This is a genomic window from Rhodoferax ferrireducens T118 (genome assembly GCF_000013605.1).
Classification (GTDB): Bacteria; Pseudomonadota; Gammaproteobacteria; order Burkholderiales; family Burkholderiaceae_C; genus Rhodoferax; species Rhodoferax ferrireducens.
This window is the reverse complement of the sequence record NC_007908.1, coordinates 4355232-4373384: the sequence shown is the minus strand read 5'-3', so window position 1 is coordinate 4373384 and position 18153 is coordinate 4355232. Positions and strand designations below refer to the sequence as shown.

The following is an 18153-nucleotide window of genomic DNA, read 5'->3' as shown; positions in this document are numbered from 1 at the left end:
ACTTATGGAAAACAAATCACATGCCCTGGCCGCTGGCGCCTTTGTGCTGGTGCTGCTGGCCTTGCTGGTCGCCCTGGCGCTCTGGCTGACCCGTGACACGCAGTCGCAGCGGATCTATGAACTCTCCAGCGCACAGGCTGTGACCGGCTTGCAGCCGCAAGCCACGGTGCGCTTCAAAGGCGTGAACGTGGGCAAGGTCAGCGCCATTGGCTTTGATCCGCTCCAGCCCGGCAACGTGCTGATCCGCATCGCCGTGGATGACAAGGCGCCGATCACCCAGTCCACCTTTGCCACCCTGGGTTTTCAGGGCGTCACCGGGCTGGCTTTCATCCAGCTCGACGACAGCGGCAGCTCCAAAGTCGCGCTGCGCGCCGACGTGCAGCCGCCGGCGCGCATTCCGATGCGCCCCGGCCTGTTGGCCGAACTGTCCGAGCGCGGCCTGCGCATCCTGGGGCAACTGGACGAAACCACGCAGCGCGTCAACAAGCTGCTGGGCGACGACAACCAAAAGACCGTGATCGGCGCGATCGACAACATCGGTCAGGCGGCGCGCGGCCTGCAGCAGTTTTCAGACCGCACCGGGCAATTGCTGGACCCCCTGGTGAAAGACACCACCGCCACGCTCAAAATCATGCAGGCCACGTCGGTTCGGGTCGGCGACAGCGCCGACGAGGCCCGCGCCTCGGCCCGCGCCTTCAGAACCGTCACCGAGCGCATGAACCGGCCCGGCGGCACGCTCGACCAGCTCAGCCAGGGGGCCGGCACGCTGGCTGCCAGCGCCCAAACCCTCAATACCTTGACGCTGCCGCACCTCAATCATGCGCTGGGCGACACCGCCCGCATGACGCGCCAGGTCGGGCGGGCGGCCGCCAACGTCAGCGACAACCCGCAGTCCCTGCTCTTGGGCAATGGGCCGGTGGCGCCCGGCCCGGGCGAACCCGGCTTTGCTGCAACCCCAGGTCAACCATGAAAAACGCTACACATTCAATAGCTTCTCGCGCTTATTCCACGGAGGCTAGAGCCCTATTTCTTGTGGTTTTTTTGGCGCTCACCGGCTGTGCACTGACGCGCCCCACGGCGCGCCCGGCGGTGTATGACTTTGGGCCCGGCCGTCTGAGCAGCGCGCCAGCGCCCCAGGCGGGTCAGGTCGCAGCGTCCGCCCTGGCGCCGCTGGTCCTGGACGAGGTGCAGGCCAGCAGCGCGCTCGACGGCAGCGCCGTGCTGTACCGGCTGGCTTATACCAACGCGCAGCAACTGCGGCCCTACGCGCAGGCGCGCTGGAGCATGCCGCCGGCCCAGTTGGTGCGCCAGCGTCTGCGTGAGCAGCTGGGGCAAGACCGCGCGCTGCTGGAGCCGGGCGCCGTCGTCAGCGCGGCCAGGCTGTCAACGCCGGGCGCGTTGGCCGGCGTGACCCCGATCACCCTGCGCCTGGAGTTGGAAGAATTCAGCCAACTGTTTGAGGCGCCCGGCTCAAGCGTGGGCCTGCTGCGCCTGCGCGCCACGCTCACGCAGGCCAGCCCCAGCGGGGCAGGCTTGCTGGCGCAGCGCATCATCGTGGTACAGCGTCCGGCCCCCAGCGCCGATGCTGTCGGCGGTGTGCAGGCCCTGCGGCTTGCCACCGACGCGGCGGCGCAGGAGTTGGCACAGTGGTTGCAGCAGTTGGGTCATTAGGGCGCAAGGGCGCCCGCGGCTAGCTGCGGGTCCGCAGCGGCTTAGCGCGAAGCGGCACCCGTGAGCACCGGCAAACCGGCTTGTTGCCAGGCCAGCATGCCGCCCTCAATGTTGGAGGCAGCGCTGAAGCCTGCCGTCTCAAGCAGCGCGGTGGCCTGCGCCGAGCGCCGGCCGGAGCGGCAAATCAGCACCACCCGCTGGTTCTTGAAGGGCGCGATTTCTTTCAGCCGTTGCGCCAGCTGGCCCAGCGGGATCAGCGTGCTGCCGGGCGCATGACCCTGCGCGTATTCATCGGCTTCGCGCACGTCGAGCAGCAGTGCACCGCTGCTTTGCAGCGCGGCGGCTTGTTTGACATTGACGGCCGGCAGACCTGCGCTGGCGGCAGCGGCCAGCGCCAGCAAGGCGCTCGCCAGCAGGGACTTGCCTAAAGTTGGTTTCATCAGGGTTCCTTTGGGCTTTGGGAATGACTGCAAAGGGCGCAAGCATAGCAAGACATAGTCTTGACCTGAACCTGCAGGGATATAACTCAAGACAACGGCGTGTTTCAATCCGCGCCATCATCGAGCGCCGGGTCATGATTTTCACGTTTCAATCCGCGCCATCATCGAGCGCCGGGTCATGATTTTCACGTTTCAATCCGCGCCCGACATGAATGCCGGGCGATCCCCACGGCGAAACTGCCTCACCAAGGGGACAGTGACGTTTCAATCCGCGCCCGACATGAACGCCGGGCGATCCGGCGTCCAGCGCCGGAATCAGCTGGCCATTGCCGGTGTTTCAATCCGCGCCCGACATGAATGCCGGGCGATCCCCCTACGGCCAGCCCGGCGACCAGCTATGGGTCAAGGTTTCAATCCGCGCCCGACATGAATGCCGGGCGATCCCTCCTACCGCGCTAAAGAAGGCTATTACAGGCAAAGGTTTCAATCCGCGCCCGACATGAATGCCGGGCGATCCAAGTGCATGCGCAAGATAGCGCTGGCCGAGCGTTTGTTTCAATCCGCGCCCGACATGAATGCCGGGCGATCCCCAGCAACGGCCCCGCCACGGTGTACCAGGTTCTGTTTCAATCCGCGCCCGACATGAATGCCGGGCGATCCCGCCCGCCAGGATCTGTTCGGCGAGCTTAGGGTTCGTTTCAATCCGCGCCCGACATGAATGCCGGGCGATCCAAATCAGGGGTTGCATCGTTGCCCACCCCCAGCTTGTTTCAATCCGCGCCCGACATGAATGCCGGGCGATCCCATGTGCTTTCCTCTCACTCAGGCAGGGGTGAAATGTTTCAATCCGCGCCCGACATGAATGCCGGGCGATCCAAGACCATCCGACATAGCTATCCTTTGTTATTTTTGTTTCAATCCGCGCCCGACATGAATGCCGGGCGATCCCCCAAGACACTACCCACGGGGGATGGCCTGGTGAAGTTTCAATCCGCGCCCGACATGAATGCCGGGCGATCCACAGCGTTATGGCCGCCCAGGCGCCGCGGTTGGTGTTTCAATCCGCGCCCGACATGAATGCCGGGCGATCCATTGCCAAGGCTGCCGGCTTGGTGATTCTGACCGAAGTTTCAATCCGCGCCCGACATGAATGCCGGGCGATCCAGCTACGACCAGGCTTATATCAACCTGATCGCTGCTGTTTCAATCCGCGCCCGACATGAATGCCGGGCGATCCTATGCGCCTGCTGGCACCGGGCAAATCACAAGCTGGTTTCAATCCGCGCCCGACATGAATGCCGGGCGATCCCCATGGTTGCCGCGTGCCAATCCCGTGATGCGCACGTTTCAATCCGCGCCCGACATGAATGCCGGGCGATCCCACCTCGTCCATCTTGCCAGCGTCCACCGGGTCAGCGTTTCAATCCGCGCCCGACATGAATGCCGGGCGATCCCACCTCGTCCATCTTGCCAGCGTCCACCGGGTCAGCGTTTCAATCCGCGCCCGACATGAATGCCGGGCGATCCCCATCGACTTCTAAGGACCAATATGGAAACGACTGTTTCAATCCGCGCCCGACATGAATGCCGGGCGATCCGCAACATGGCGCGGCCGCACACCAAGTTGGAAAAGTTTCAATCCGCGCCCGACATGAATGCCGGGCGATCCGCGGTATCAGTGTCCAGCGTGGCACAGCACACGGGTTTCAATCCGCGCCCGACATGAATGCCGGGCGATCCCCCGAGGGATTTCCGTTCATTCCGATGGCATCGGAGTTTCAATCCGCGCCCGACATGAATGCCGGGCGATCCTCCTGCAGGTCGGCCTTGATGGTGAAAGACACATTGTTTCAATCCGCGCCCGACATGAATGCCGGGCGATCCTCTCTCCCGGCGTAGAGACAAGCCGCCCTGATGTTGTTTCAATCCGCGCCCGACATGAATGCCGGGCGATCCCGGCACCCAGGCTGGATCGCATCTTCCATTGCGCGTTTCAATCCGCGCCCGACATGAATGCCGGGCGATCCTGGTCATAGCTGATGCCGCCCGACAAACCCATGGTGTTTCAATCCGCGCCCGACATGAATGCCGGGCGATCCCCGGCGCCGCCGCCGACACCTACACCGTCTATATGGTTTCAATCCGCGCCCGACATGAATGCCGGGCGATCCTCAGGTGCGCAATCTTGATCAGCGGGTCTTGTGCGTTTCAATCCGCGCCCGACATGAATGCCGGGCGATCCATTTCATCTTTGGCGCGCGGGTGACGCCATCCAAGTTTCAATCCGCGCCCGACATGAATGCCGGGCGATCCCTTCAAATGGCTCTCCGTTGCGGCTGGCTGTATCGTTTCAATCCGCGCCCGACATGAATGCCGGGCGATCCTCTGCGTCTTGAGTTGCTCGGCAATGTCAACGTTGTTTCAATCCGCGCCCGACATGAATGCCGGGCGATCCGATCAAGGCGCAGTGGCAGGACACCCCGCAACTGTGTTTCAATCCGCGCCCGACATGAATGCCGGGCGATCCGTCGCCTGATCCTCGGCCTGCTGCAAAGCCGCCTTGTTTCAATCCGCGCCCGACATGAATGCCGGGCGATCCGTTCACCCTGGATCTGCTGCAAGCCACTGTTGCCGTTTCAATCCGCGCCCGACATGAATGCCGGGCGATCCTCCTGGAGCGCATGGACGAAAAGAGGGTGCATGTGTTTCAATCCGCGCCCGACATGAATGCCGGGCGATCCTGGCGGCACCTGGCGCAGGAACGGTGGGTTACGATGTTTCAATCCGCGCCCGACATGAATGCCGGGCGATCCCCGCCCGCCGGGGACTTGTACGCAAGGCGAAAAAAGTTTCAATCCGCGCCCGACATGAATGCCGGGCGATCCGCCCGCTCACCGCTTGGTGGTGGGGCGGGATGGGTGTTTCAATCCGCGCCCGACATGAATGCCGGGCGATCCGATTCAGTCATGGGAAACACCATCAAGAAAAAGAGCGTTTCAATCCGCGCCCGACATGAATGCCGGGCGATCCCGATCAACATGCACCGAGTTGGCTAGCGTGCTTTGTTTCAATCCGCGCCCGACATGAATGCCGGGCGATCCGCGTCCAGGTCCATGCCAGCCTCATCCGCCGACTTGTTTCAATCCGCGCCCGACATGAATGCCGGGCGATCCCACCATTGCCATGGTCCAGACCCTTGCGCAAAAGGTTTCAATCCGCGCCCGACATGAATGCCGGGCGATCCGCAATGCACGCCTACCGATCACAGTTTATCTAAGGGGTTTCAATCCGCGCCCGACATGAATGCCGGGCGATCCTGCAAATCGTCAACACGGGCGTAGCCGCCTTTGTGTTTCAATCCGCGCCCGACATGAATGCCGGGCGATCCGAGCCATGACGGGGCGCAATTACCAGTTGAGACTAGTTTCAATCCGCGCCCGACATGAATGCCGGGCGATCCCGCCAGGTCGCGCCGCGAAGCGTTGATAAGGGGGAGTTTCAATCCGCGCCCGACATGAATGCCGGGCGATCCGATCGCAAAATCCACCGGCGCGGCGATCTGCACGTTTCAATCCGCGCCCGACATGAATGCCGGGCGATCCCTGACGCCGGTCAGCAGCCGCAACTGGTGGCTTGTTTCAATCCGCGCCCGACATGAATGCCGGGCGATCCAACTCAATAGCGCATCCATGCCGGGAACCTGGTAGTTTCAATCCGCGCCCGACATGAATGCCGGGCGATCCTGCACCAGTTGTTTGACGGTCTGCACCTGAGTTGTTTCAATCCGCGCCCGACATGAATGCCGGGCGATCCACCGAGTGCCTTTTGCACAATGCCGCGAGTCGGTGCGTTTCAATCCGCGCCCGACATGAATGCCGGGCGATCCCCCCGCGTGCAAGACACCCTTGGACATCTACAAGGTTTCAATCCGCGCCCGACATGAATGCCGGGCGATCCCTGTCAGGAACAGGCTCACAGGCACCTTGACGATGTTTCAATCCGCGCCCGACATGAATGCCGGGCGATCCAAGCTGCCGTTATTGGCTGCGGTAGGAAAGCCGCTGTTTCAATCCGCGCCCGACATGAATGCCGGGCGATCCGGGCATCAGGTGCAGACCTACATGCAATCCAAGGTGTTTCAATCCGCGCCCGACATGAATGCCGGGCGATCCGAGGCGTGACAAGACCCACCGCCGCCATGTGCATGTTTCAATCCGCGCCCGACATGAATGCCGGGCGATCCGAGAGTTTTGCCGTGCTGTGATTTACACCACGCTGTTTCAATCCGCGCCCGACATGAATGCCGGGCGATCCCAGCATGCGCGTGTCGGCTTCGGGATAGTCAAACAGTTTCAATCCGCGCCCGACATGAATGCCGGGCGATCCCTTTCGACCAAAATCGTTTCAGTGTTTTTTCATCTGTTTCAATCCGCGCCCGACATGAATGCCGGGCGATCCGTTATGCGACGCGGGCCACACGCCCGGCAGTGCTGTTTCAATCCGCGCCCGACATGAATGCCGGGCGATCCGCTCCGACCGTAAGCCAACGGGCAGCGCGACGATTGTTTCAATCCGCGCCCGACATGAATGCCGGGCGATCCTCAGGTCATACACCTTGCGCGGGCGCACCACCGGGTTTCAATCCGCGCCCGACATGAATGCCGGGCGATCCACCCGTATGGCTGGCTGGCTCTGGCGCTGGAAGTGTTTCAATCCGCGCCCGACATGAATGCCGGGCGATCCCGCCTCTTCACTGGTCTGGATCACACCAGCACGGCGTTTCAATCCGCGCCCGACATGAATGCCGGGCGATCCCATTCATGGAATTCTCCGAGAGTTCTTTAAGTAAGGTTTCAATCCGCGCCCGACATGAATGCCGGGCGATCCCGCAAGGGCTTGTCGCCGAGCTGGGCGAGTTTCCAGTTTCAATCCGCGCCCGACATGAATGCCGGGCGATCCGAGGCTTCGTGCTCCGCAAAGCATTCCGCGGAGTGTTTCAATCCGCGCCCGACATGAATGCCGGGCGATCCTTGCGGTCGAGATACCAGAGTTGACGGCGAAGTCGTTTCAATCCGCGCCCGACATGAATGCCGGGCGATCCCTATCGAACTGGCGGTGACCGACAAGATATTGACTGTTTCAATCCGCGCCCGACATGAATGCCGGGCGATCCCCAGATAGATGGTGTCGCCAAACACCGTCGCATTGTTTCAATCCGCGCCCGACATGAATGCCGGGCGATCCGGGAATGCACGCGCCAGGCGGGATAGATCAGACTTGTTTCAATCCGCGCCCGACATGAATGCCGGGCGATCCCGCCAGGTCGCGCCGCGAAGCGTTGATAAGGGGGAGTTTCAATCCGCGCCCGACATGAATGCCGGGCGATCCCCGACTGGGTCACGCTGCCCGATCTTGACCGCACCGTTTCAATCCGCGCCCGACATGAATGCCGGGCGATCCGCCGCCTCTGGTGCCAGCAGGGGGCCAACGATCGGTTTCAATCCGCGCCCGACATGAATGCCGGGCGATCCCCCATCTGGGCGATCTGACATAAGGTAGATGAACTTGTTTCAATCCGCGCCCGACATGAATGCCGGGCGATCCTTAAGTATTCCAGCATCTAGCTCGATTACGCTAGTTTCAATCCGCGCCCGACATGAATGCCGGGCGATCCTCGTGGTCAGCGTCGTGTCAATACCTTCGAGCGAGTTTCAATCCGCGCCCGACATGAATGCCGGGCGATCCGCGGGGCCGTCAAAACCCAGGCGCCCGGTTTTCTCGTTTCAATCCGCGCCCGACATGAATGCCGGGCGATCCGCTTCGCGGCCAAAGGCTTGTAAGCAAAGGCATTTTTGGTGCATTCGCGCGAACCTCGTTGCTCCACAAGACTAACCCCGTGGATTTACGTGGAGAGATTCTGGAAAATCATTTGAATCAATGGCTTGCGTAGCGCGCGAACCCTGTAGGGAGAAGTCAACCACTTGGGGTTCGCGGTATTGACCTTACCACAGGCCATGCGTCTGCGAGCACTTCGGGGCGCAATCAAAGCACCAGCGGCCCATCAAAATCCACCGCCTTGAAGGCGCCGTGCTCAAGAACTTCAAACCCGCGGGTACCGGGTATGCGGTACAGGCGCAAGCAGTCTTGCTGCGCGTCGATCTCTGCGAGCAATTCCCGCTCAAGTGCTTCAAATTGAGCAACGTCCAACTGGCACTCAAAAACCGATTTCTGTACCCGCTGCCCGGTACTTTCGCAAACTTTGGCAACCCTTCGCAAGCGCCGCCGTCCGGCCCTGGTTTCGGTACTCACGTCGTAGCAAACTAGTACCAGCATGGCTCAATCCTACTTGGCCACAAACGGCACATACGGTGCACCGTCATCGCGCAAAGCGCGCGCCATCAAGCGTGCCTGCACCAGCGGCACCAGGCCCAAGGGGACAGACTGCGCCAGCAGCGGGTGATTGATCTCGTCGCGCTTGCGTTCTTGATACGCCACCACCACCGCCTTGCGCGCATCCGGCTCCAGTAACACGCCACCGCCTTCACGCAAAACAAAATCATCAGCAGTCAACTGACCTCGGTTGATGAGCGTCAGGGCCAAGCGATCAGCCCAGGGGCGAAACTCTTCCATCAAATCCAGCGCCAGTGCAGCGCGGCCCGGTCGCAAGGCATGCAAAAAACCCACTTGCGGGTCCAGCCCGGCTGCCTCCAGCGCGCTACGGCAGTCGTTCATCCACATGGAATACAAGAATGACAACATGGCATTGAAGCGGTCACGCGGCGGGCGACGCGTGCGCCCATCCATCTGGAAGACCGCGCGCGACTCAGGGCGCACCAGCAAATTGAGGCCAATGAAATACTGCCGCGCGGCCTCACCCTCTATGCCCCGCAAGACGTCCAGACTGGTGGCCTCGGTGAGCGCGCGCAAACTGGCAGCCAGGTCGTCGGCCAGGCGGGTTAATACCTGGGCTTCGTCTTCTGACTTGGCTTCGCGGGCACCGCGTTGCAACACCTGCCGGGTGTTTTTGATCTTGCCCGCCACACAGGCGCGTGCCATGTCCAGCGTAAACGCGGGGTCTGCCACACGCCCAAACTGAGCTTGGCGCAGCAGAACATTGCCTGTGACTGCGCCCTCTAACCTTGCTTTGAAACGCCCATTGTCATCCAGCAACACCAGCGCAATGCCGCCTTCAGCCAGGCGGTGCATGAGCGGTGCCGACAAACCCGTGTGACCGAAACACACCACTGCGCTCAAGTGGTGCAGTGGCACACGTAGCCTGGTTTCTTGCTCCACCTCCACGCGCAGGGTGTCGTTGTCCAGACGCAGATAAGTGTCCGCCGTGGTGACGTAGAGGGTGTTGAGGAGTTGCATGGGTATCCAGACTTAGGCATCGGGGTCAAACAGCGCAGACCGAGCGGCGATCAGCCCCGCGTGTGTGGCCTGCGGCTGGCAGCGCTCCAGCAGCGAACAAGCTTTGCAGCGCTTGGTCGCCTGCTCGCCCACTAGGGGCGGGGGCAGCTCACCGCTGGCCAGCATTTGGCGGATGGCGTCAGCAGTTTGCGCCACGTCAGCGCGCAATTGTTCAGTGATAGCGACCACGCGCCGACGTTTGGAAGTGGCGTAGTAGAGGGCGCCCTCGTTCACAGTCTTGCCCGTCATGGCTTGCAGGCACATGCCTTGGGCTGCCAACTGCAAATCGTCACATGCGGCAATGTCAGCGGCCTTGTTGCGACTGCCATGTTTGTATTCCACCGGGTAGGGCACGCCGCCAGCCAAAAATTCCACAACGTCTGACTTGCCCACCAGACCCAACTCGTCATGCCACAGAGGCAAAGCGCGCTCCACGCGAACGCCTTTGGCCGTTTCGACGCCGGGCTGGTCTACCTTGGCATGCACCGCCTGGCCACGCAGGGTGTGGACGTTGTCGTCAAACACCTGCTCCAGGTGAATCAGGCCGCACTGGCGCGGGCAATAACGCCAGTGCTGCAGTGCAGACAGGGGGATCTTTTCAGGCTCGTCCACAAAATTTTCCGATGTCCCAACGCCTTACGCTTTGCGCGGTGACTTGGCGCCCTTGACTGCCTTGGTGGCAACCGGTGGCAGGTAATTGGCTCCTGTGACCACTGACTTGCCGGTCTGGCTTTCCAGTTGGTTGCGGGCTTGGGCGGCGATGCGGCCACCGGCCTTGGCCGCAGTCTTGTTTTGCGACACGCCGGTGGCATTCACGTTCTCTGCAATCTGGCGGGTGGACAACTCAGCCAAGGCGGTAAAAATGAGTTCCGCCTCGCTCATGTGGTCGCGCAAGTTGTGGCTGCTCAGGCCCTTCATATCTTTGTGCTCCGCCACGCTTACGCCCGACCATTCCTGATGGATGATGTTGGTCAGGATGGCAAACTCGCTGCCCTTTTTGACGTCGTGCTCACTCCAGTAGTCGGTGAGCTTGTTGCGGGTTTCCTGCCCGGTCATGCGTTGCTGAATCCACTTGTCGCTTCGCCCATGCTGTTGCCAGGTCTGGCGGGCACGGTCCAGCGACAGGGCCGGATCGGCCAGCTCTTGCATGCGCTCATAGCCGACCTTGGCAAGCCAGAGTTTGATGGGCTCGGCCTTGGGGCTGGGGACAGACTGCACCAGGCGCAGCAGGGTTTCGGCGGTGGCGACATCGGTCTCGCGCTGCTTGCCGTCTGGCGAGGTCAATTTCAACTGTACGATTTTCTCGTACGGTTGCTCTGAGCCCGCTTCTTGCGCGAGCTTGCGTTTAAGGTCAGACCAGTACCGCCTGGCGTTATTGCTGTCCGTCAGTACCTGCACCACGTCGACCACAGAAAACCACCAGGTTTCCGTGTCTTCGTCGTACACGCGGCGGATGGCTTTCCCGTCGAATTCAGCGGGGAAGATTTTCATGTGGCGCTCCCTCTTGATATATCAACCGTGCTTAAAACCCGTCCAAACACTCTGGCACCAATCCATCGAGAGAGTCGATGCTGTAGCTACCATCAGGGTTGACAGTCAAGCTTCGATGCACCTTGGCTGATGAATACTGTCCAGACTTGCAGTTGTGTTGCCACCAAATCACTTTCACTACTTCCATGCTGCCTGCTGGGCGTGCCGAAGATTCATCGTTTTCAAATAGCTTTGGCAAAACAGCTTTCAAGGCCTGAGCATCTGCGTCTGAAAACCCTGTTTTCTCTGCAAGTTGTGGATTCATGCTTCCAAAAAATCGGTAGATGCCTTGATCTACACGATGCTTCGTTCCCATCGTGTCAGAACTGCGTTTGGTGCCATCACCTTCGCCACTCACACTTTTCGTGATTTGTGTACTGGTGATATCAATGGGCTCCACGCTGAATGCCGATTGCACCGTGACAGGGCCACGAATGCCTATAGAGACTCCAGTATCCCCCTCGTCATCACTGCCATCATCGTTTTTCTTACCTGCCTTTTTGTTGCTCTTCAACGCAAACAATTGCCCGAACGCTCGCACATCCAGCCACTTCGAACATGCCAATAACGCAGTTTGATCAGAGCCCAACGCTTTGCCAAGTACAGCTTCGGCACGGGCACGCAGGCTTTTGTACTCATCGGCTTTGCGATCATCAGACTGCACAAAAATCATGTTGCCATCGTCTGCCTTCCCCGCTGCAACCCAGCGTTCAAGCAATCGGTCACGAATCTTCCGTTTGATGGAAACATCGGTCATTTCGCCGAAGTTCGAATAGTCTGTGCGGGGACGATTGCCGTTGAGCGGGTCGCCATTTGGGTTGGCGTTCTTTACGCGAAGAATCACCGCGAAATCAATTTTGTTCTGCAGGGTTGTCATGTGGGCTCCTTGGGGTTAGTTGGCGATAGCTTCTTCGGTGGTGGATGCGATGGCATCCACTTTGGGTGAATTGAGTTCCCGACGTTGGCAGTGGTAGCCCAGTAAAAACTCCCCGGTGAGTTTTCTGTCGTCTAAAAAGTCGTCACCTTGAAAGCTTGCCACGATACCGTCGTGGAGCACTTCCATCTTGTGAAGAAAACCTGCTTGTTTGGCACGCAAACGAGATTTGGCGGGTGTCAATGCCAACTCTATCGTGCGCCATGTACTCGCTGGGCGGTCGGCAAAGCGCTGCATGAGCTTGGCGGCCGTGGTGTCACGTTTTTCACCACCCAGGTAAATGGCGCGTGATTCAATATGTTCGGCCAAGGCAAGCAGTCGCCCATAAAGATAGTCCCGCGATAAGCGGTCTGTTTCAAGTGTCATTTGATAGTCCCTTTCATGAAAATAACTGTTAAATAGCGCGCAGGCGATGCCCAGTGTTTTTTCCCACTCCCAGTGAGCCATGCCAACACGGTTGGTGGCGCGGCGCACCGTGCTGTTCATCAAGTCGCGCGGCAGGCGTTGACCATCGATGATGCAGGGCAGCAATCGTTCGACGGTGCTTTTGCGCAGCTTTTCATCCACTCGCCGCCCGAATGCGGCTTCTGCGACATCGCGCGGTGACGGGGCTCCAATAAATTGCCGATTTGCACCAAAGTTCTGCATCCAGGCACTTCGTCGATGCCAGGTTTGCAGTCGCTCGAAAAAGTTCGAGCTTTTCAGTTCACGATAAAACGAAATGGCCATTCGACCTGGTGTCGCCGAGTCCAGCCCCAAGACCACGACATCGTCGGTAGGAGCCAATTTGGCCCGGTAACCTGCAATGGCACGGTTTAGCCTCAACGAAAAAGCTTGGCCGACATCGCCAACATTGGTCGGCGGAGATTGGGTGTCGGCTTGCGATATTTCCTCGGCACTCAAAAACAGCGCCAAAGAATCTTGGAATGGATCAGGAACATCCTTGCCAGCCACGGCCCATGTCACGATCACTTGATCATCGTTGCGATACGCTTGTCGATGAATCAACCAACGCAGTGCGTTATGGGCTTTTTGAGTGACTTCATAACCAACACCGCAAGCTTGCAGACCAGTCTTATCTGTAAACCGACCACGAAAGGTGTAGCCAGAACTGTCATTGGCACTGATGAGCTTGGCACCATCACCCGCATGGCGAATTCTTTTTGGGTGATTCTCAGCAAGGGCAGTCTCACCAACACCAGTCACCATGCACAAGCCCTTGAGCGTTTTGGTGCTTGCATCAAACCATGCCCAAGCCTTTTGCAAACTGGTGTCTTCCCAAACTGCTGTACATGGGTTGCCTTGCTCCCATACTTGCCAGCGAACAAATGCGTCGCCCTGGTCGCGCTCACCCGCGTTGGGTGTGAGCATGCGAAACAATTCTGGCGCAGGGCCGGAGCCAGTCCAACGTGTGAGCAAATTGTCATTTGCATCCACGTGCAGGATTCCTGCGTCAACCAAATCTGTGATCAGCGTGCCGCCATGCACATAGCGCAACACGGCCTGGGCTTTGGAATGTGCAAATTCAGAGCTACACCAAGCATTGAGCAAGCCCTCATATTCGTTAAAAAAGGATGGCTTCTTGCCGCCATGCAATGGGTAATCCAACGCACAGTACTGGAGTTTGTCGCATAGGGGGTGTGGTGGTGGCTTAGTGCCAACACGCCCAGCCGATTGCTCTGTGGCAGGAATGTAGGTCTCGATCTTGTTGATCAAACGAGCGGTTTTGAAACCACCTTGGGCATCCAATGCAATTTCGATATGTGCTTGCTGTTGTGCATGACTTACGGGCAGTAGCTGTGCTTCGCCTGCCATGTCACGCCCCTGGCATTGCTCATAGGTTTCATAGAGTTTGTGTATCCAGCTCACGTTAGTCCTCCAATTCCGCCGCTTCAGCCTCTACACCACGCAAATTCTGGTCACCAAATTTTTTGATGCCCATGTCACGGACATATTTGCGAACGGTGCAGTCCTCTGGGCGTTTGAATGTGACGCGACCATTGAACATGGTGGGTTGCCAGAATCGGGCATGGAGTTTTGACTCGCCGGTTTCATCGGGGTAGTCAAACCCGTGAAACACCAGCCCAAAAGCCAGCTCGCCCTCAACGTCATAAGGACTGTCGCCTTCGCCGAAAACGCAGGACTCAACATAGCCTTGGCAGTCACGCGTACCCAGGAAAACGTCTTGCCGCCCCCCTCGCTCGACCATTCGCTGCGCAATCGCGAGGTGTTTGGCGGGAATACGGTCATCCTTCAGTTCGGGGCGGTGAAGGTTCCACTCAAAATGCGCACGCACTTGGTATTCCACATCCGCAAGAAAGGTGTAAATAGCCAGGGTATTACCGCCGCCGTAGTCCAAAGGTTTGGTGCCTTTTGTTTGTGTCCGGATGCGCTTCATCACCCGCACTTCATCAATCACCCAAATAAGTGTCGGCTTCCAGTAAATGGACTTGGTGATGCCCTTCAGCGCCTCATAAGTGGGAATGTGGTACGAGCACTTTTCACCTCCGATTTTGGTCAAGGGGTCGGTAAACAAGGCATGTCGTGCCGATACCTTGAATTCGATGCCGTTCGGGTTAACCATAAAGAACCTCCATATTCCCTTCGGGTGTTGTTGCAAGCCCAAACTCTGTGCTGTAGTAGCGCGAGTCGATCAAAAACAAAATATCGGTGTCAGGCCTGACTTCGCGAACAACACCAGCCTTTTGCAGCTTTTCCAAGACGTTGGGGAAAACGTTCACGCTGTACTGCTGGGCTTTTCGCAATAAGTCAAATTCTTTGTCTGGCATGTAGGCACTGCACAAATCGGCAATCAAATCCCGTCCCGCCTGCTCAAAGGGCACCAGCACCCCCCGAGTTGGCGCATCGATGGCTTTAAACGCACGGGCGGCCGCCATGAACGATTGCCGGAGATAAATGTCAGGGGCCCTTCCTGCGGCTTTGGAATGTTCTGCCGAAGCGATCGTGTTGCAGGACAGCAAATTCAACAAACTGTCGTGATGGCCCAGTTTTTTTTCAGAAACCGGATAGGTCATCTCGTCAGATCTGGCGTAAAAGTAGTTTTGGTAATACCAAGCCAACGCCTGAGGTCCAATCAGGTTGTTGCCGAACTTGCCGGGATTTTCGTGAAAGTCGCTCATCACACGTTCTGCCCTGTCTCGACCAATCCGAATATCGGGGAGCATGTTCAAGTTTTCGTCTTGCGGGTTAATGACATGGACAATCCCGCAATCTTGTCGACCATTGCGATTGCAGCGCCCTGCAGCTTGTGCAATCGAATCCAGACCGGCAGTGAAGCGGATGACACAACCAAAATCAACATCCACACCGGCCTCGATCAACTGGGTGCTAATGCATAACGTTGGCGTTTGTACTTGCAAGTCATCGCGAACTTGCGTCAATATGACCTTGCGGTGGGCGGGGCACATGTGGGTGCTGAGGTGATAGACCTTGAATTCAGCACGCTGTTTGCATTGACGGTAAATGGCTTGTGCAGCGATTTTTGTGTTGACAATGACCAGACAGCTCTGCGCCCTTTCCACCTCACTCAACGCCAGTGCAGCAATGTCATCTGCCGACCAACCGCCGTGTCTGAGTTGGTTCTTGACTTCGACCCGTTTTAGGTCATCAAACAAGCCCTGCACATCGGGCATGATCTCGTGATCATCGGCTAACTGCATTGCACCCTTGAAGGCATCCACCTTGTCCAGCAAAGGTTGTGTTGCGGTGCATAGAACCACCGTGCTGTTGCAATGCTTGGTTAAAAAACTGATCGCGTTGTTAAACAGATGAACACAATTGACCGGCAACGTCTGAATTTCATCAAAGATCAACACAGCGTTGGCCAGTTGGTGCATGCGCCGGGCACCTCGGGTACCCGAACCAAACAAGGTTTCCAGAAACTGAACGCTGGTGGTGTAAACCACTGGCGCATCCCAGTTTTCAGAGAGCATTTTGCTGCGCCAAGTTTGTGATTCGGGAGTCAAATTGGAATGGTGTTCTAGTACCACGGTTCCGGGCACAACACCTTGTGGTTCCAGAATACGCCGAACCACATCCGCATTTTGGTCAATGATGGATGTAAATGGAATGACATAAATCACGCGTTCCATCTGGTGTGTCTTGGCATGATGTAGCGCAAACCTTAGACTCGCCAGTGTTTTGCCGCCACCCGTAGGCACTGTCAGAGTAAAGATGCCGCGACGACGCTTGGCAGCATTGAAGCAGTGCTGCGAAATATCCTGACGAAGTTGGTCAATGGGATAACGGGGAGTGAAGTTAGCCAGATGCGCTTCAAGGCGGAAGCACAAAGTATCCCAATCGGCATAGCGTCCACCCATACGCAATTTGGCCTGTCTGGGGTTTTCAAAATCTGCGGTATCGATACGATCAGCGTCGATCAAGCAGCTGAACAAAAACCGCACCAGTAAACCGATGTGCTGTTGCGTCACGATGTTGCGATCATTTTTTTCTGGAGAGAGCCGAATGATCTTGCCAACAAGGCTCTGTATTGCATGAATCATTGAAGGCTCTGCCATAAGCGCGTGAGCGCGCAGCAGAACAAGGTCATCGGCGACGGTCTGTGCTTCATCTAAATGGCTTCGTCCGTCCTGCTTGTTCATTCGTTTGCTAAACGAGTCATCCCCAAGACTGTTTTCGTCAGCGCTTAAACAGTCGATTAGTCCTGAGTGATGCGAAGCAATACACAGCGCCAATATCTGAGCAACGATCTGTCCGAGTTGCCCAAACTTAGCGAGTTCTTGCCACACCAGTTGTGCGCCGGCTGTGGAATGGTCAACTTTTCCCTTGAGCCCTTTGGCATCGACAAACTCATCTTCATCCGGGTTCAGCAACTCAACAGCAGATTTCAGATAATTTTGGAACTCTGCGCTGTACTTCCCCAAATCGTGCAGCAAGCCAATGAGTTCGCCTTGCTGAGGCAAACCAATTTTGCTAGCGAACTCACTGGTCAACCGTGCAACGCCCCTTAAATGGTCGGGCAGTAGCTGAATAGCTCCGTCAGCCTTTCGTACGTGGGCAATGTGTTTTGACACGCTGAATATTCTCCCGTGAATTGTTTTGATTTGCAGGTAGCTTACGCCCCCACAGGCTCACCACATGAACCTCTCCTTCATCCTTCAAAAATATTTTTCACCCATCTTCCCCACCTCTGCCCCCACCGCCTCGCGCAAACTCTTCGGCCCCAGCACCTCGCAGTGCGCGCCGTGTTTGAGGATGTCCATGATCAGTTCGCGGTGGTCGGTGTAGGGAATGCGCAGCAGGTAGCCACCGTCGGCTTGGTGTCTGCCGTCTTGCTGCGGGTGCCACTGCTCTTGCGCCACCCAGCGGGCGCGCTCGGGCGTGAAGCGCAAGCGTGCCCAGCGCACGGTGCCGCTGGAAAAAATGCCGTAGCCGGAGCCGAAAGTGGCATCCAGTTTGGCGTCGCTGACGTCGCGTGCCGGGCGGTCCAACAGTTGAACTTCGGCCATGGCATCGAGGGCAAAGTTGCGCAGACCTTGGCGCAGGTGGCACCATGCGTCCAGATACCAGTTGTCGCGGTAGTGCACCAGGCGCAGGGGCGACACCTCACGCACGCTGGCTTCGCCGGTCCCTCGGGCGCAGTAGGCAATGTGCAGCCGCTTGCGCTGCGCCAGGGCGGTGGCCACTCGTTCAAAGTGACGCGGCGTGACACTGCGCTGCGCCAGACCGATGATGCGCACGCGGCGGCGCAGTTGGGTGGCGTCTGCGTTGCCTTCGTGTCCCAACAGTGTGTTGAGACGGTCAATGAATGGGGCGATGTGGGTATTGAGCAAGCCGCCCGTGTCCAGCCCCGACAACAAATGTTGCACGGTCAGCAGGGCATGAATTTCAGTGGCCGAGAACCACAGCCCCGGCAACTCGTGGGGGATGCCACTTTCGCCATCGGCTTTTTCAAGGCTGTAGCCGCCGAGCTCGCGGCTGTAGGCGATGGGGTTGTTCAGTCGGGTGCTGAGGTAACTCAGGTCACGCTTGAGTGTGGAGCGCGAGACTTCAAGTGCTGCCTGTAGGGTGGAAAAGCTGGCAACCGTCTGGCGACGCAGCAGCCCCAAGATCATGTAGAAACGTTCGGTCCGATCCATTGCAGCTCCCTGTGTGACAGGGTGCATTATGAAATCGAAACCGGTGCCC

12 protein-coding genes and 1 CRISPR repeat array are annotated in these 18153 nt (G+C 58.3%); of the genes, 2 read left to right on the top strand and 10 right to left on the bottom strand.

Annotated features, from left to right (window positions below):
- Positions 1-4: 4 nt before the first annotated feature.
- Together RFER_RS19860 and RFER_RS19855 are read left to right on the top strand one after the other, a co-directional pair.
- A complete protein-coding gene (locus RFER_RS19860) occupies positions 5-970 on the top strand; it encodes an MlaD family protein (protein ID WP_011466176.1) in 966 nt (321 codons plus the stop codon).
- The gene (locus RFER_RS19855) at positions 967-1671 is read left to right on the top strand and encodes an ABC-type transport auxiliary lipoprotein family protein (RefSeq protein WP_011466175.1); all 705 of its coding nucleotides are present in this window, start codon (positions 967-969) and stop codon (positions 1669-1671) included. Before RFER_RS19860 ends, RFER_RS19855 begins: the two co-directional genes overlap by 4 nt.
- A gap of 41 nt (positions 1672-1712) precedes the next feature.
- Here RFER_RS19855 and RFER_RS19850 read toward each other — a convergent pair whose 3' ends face one another.
- The 10 genes from RFER_RS19850 to RFER_RS19805 form a co-directional block, all read right to left on the bottom strand.
- Positions 1713-2111 (bottom strand): rhodanese-like domain-containing protein, encoded by a 399-nt coding sequence (locus RFER_RS19850; protein WP_011466174.1) that lies wholly within the window; start codon positions 2109-2111, stop codon positions 1713-1715.
- Between the two features lie 189 nt (positions 2112-2300).
- Positions 2301-7928: a CRISPR direct-repeat array (repeat unit 37 nt; unit sequence GTTTCAATCCGCGCCCGACATGAATGCCGGGCGATCC).
- A 225-nt stretch (positions 7929-8153) separates the two neighbouring features.
- Positions 8154-8444: a CRISPR-associated endonuclease Cas2 gene (gene cas2, locus RFER_RS19845; RefSeq protein ID WP_011466170.1), complete on the bottom strand. Its 291-nt coding sequence runs from the start codon at positions 8442-8444 to the stop codon at positions 8154-8156.
- Between the two features lie 9 nt (positions 8445-8453).
- A complete protein-coding gene (gene cas1c / locus RFER_RS19840; RefSeq protein WP_011466169.1) occupies positions 8454-9482 on the bottom strand; it encodes a type I-C CRISPR-associated endonuclease Cas1c in 1029 nt (342 codons plus the stop codon).
- A 12-nt stretch (positions 9483-9494) separates the two neighbouring features.
- Complete coding sequence (gene cas4 / locus RFER_RS19835; RefSeq protein WP_011466168.1) at positions 9495-10133, bottom strand: CRISPR-associated protein Cas4; 639 nt, start codon at positions 10131-10133, stop codon at positions 9495-9497.
- A gap of 24 nt (positions 10134-10157) precedes the next feature.
- The gene (locus RFER_RS19830; protein WP_011466167.1) at positions 10158-11012 is read right to left on the bottom strand and encodes a BRO-N domain-containing protein; all 855 of its coding nucleotides are present in this window, start codon (positions 11010-11012) and stop codon (positions 10158-10160) included.
- A gap of 31 nt (positions 11013-11043) precedes the next feature.
- Positions 11044-11928 (bottom strand): type I-C CRISPR-associated protein Cas7/Csd2, encoded by an 885-nt coding sequence (cas7c, locus tag RFER_RS19825; protein ID WP_011466166.1) that lies wholly within the window; start codon positions 11926-11928, stop codon positions 11044-11046.
- 15 nt (positions 11929-11943) lie between these two features.
- Complete coding sequence (gene cas8c / locus RFER_RS19820; RefSeq protein ID WP_011466165.1) at positions 11944-13854, bottom strand: type I-C CRISPR-associated protein Cas8c/Csd1; 1911 nt, start codon at positions 13852-13854, stop codon at positions 11944-11946.
- Position 13855: 1 nt separating this feature from the next.
- On the bottom strand, positions 13856-14605 hold the full coding sequence (gene cas5c / locus RFER_RS19815; protein WP_244095753.1) for a type I-C CRISPR-associated protein Cas5c: 750 nt from the start codon (positions 14603-14605) through the stop codon (positions 13856-13858).
- On the bottom strand, positions 14562-17039 hold the full coding sequence (locus RFER_RS19810; RefSeq protein WP_011466163.1) for a CRISPR-associated helicase/endonuclease Cas3: 2478 nt from the start codon (positions 17037-17039) through the stop codon (positions 14562-14564). Before RFER_RS19810 ends, cas5c begins: the two co-directional genes overlap by 44 nt.
- 84 nt (positions 17040-17123) lie before the next feature.
- Positions 17124-18104, bottom strand: a complete 981-nt coding sequence (locus RFER_RS19805; RefSeq protein WP_011466162.1) for a helix-turn-helix transcriptional regulator — start codon at positions 18102-18104, stop codon at positions 17124-17126.
- Positions 18105-18153: the final 49 nt, after the last annotated feature.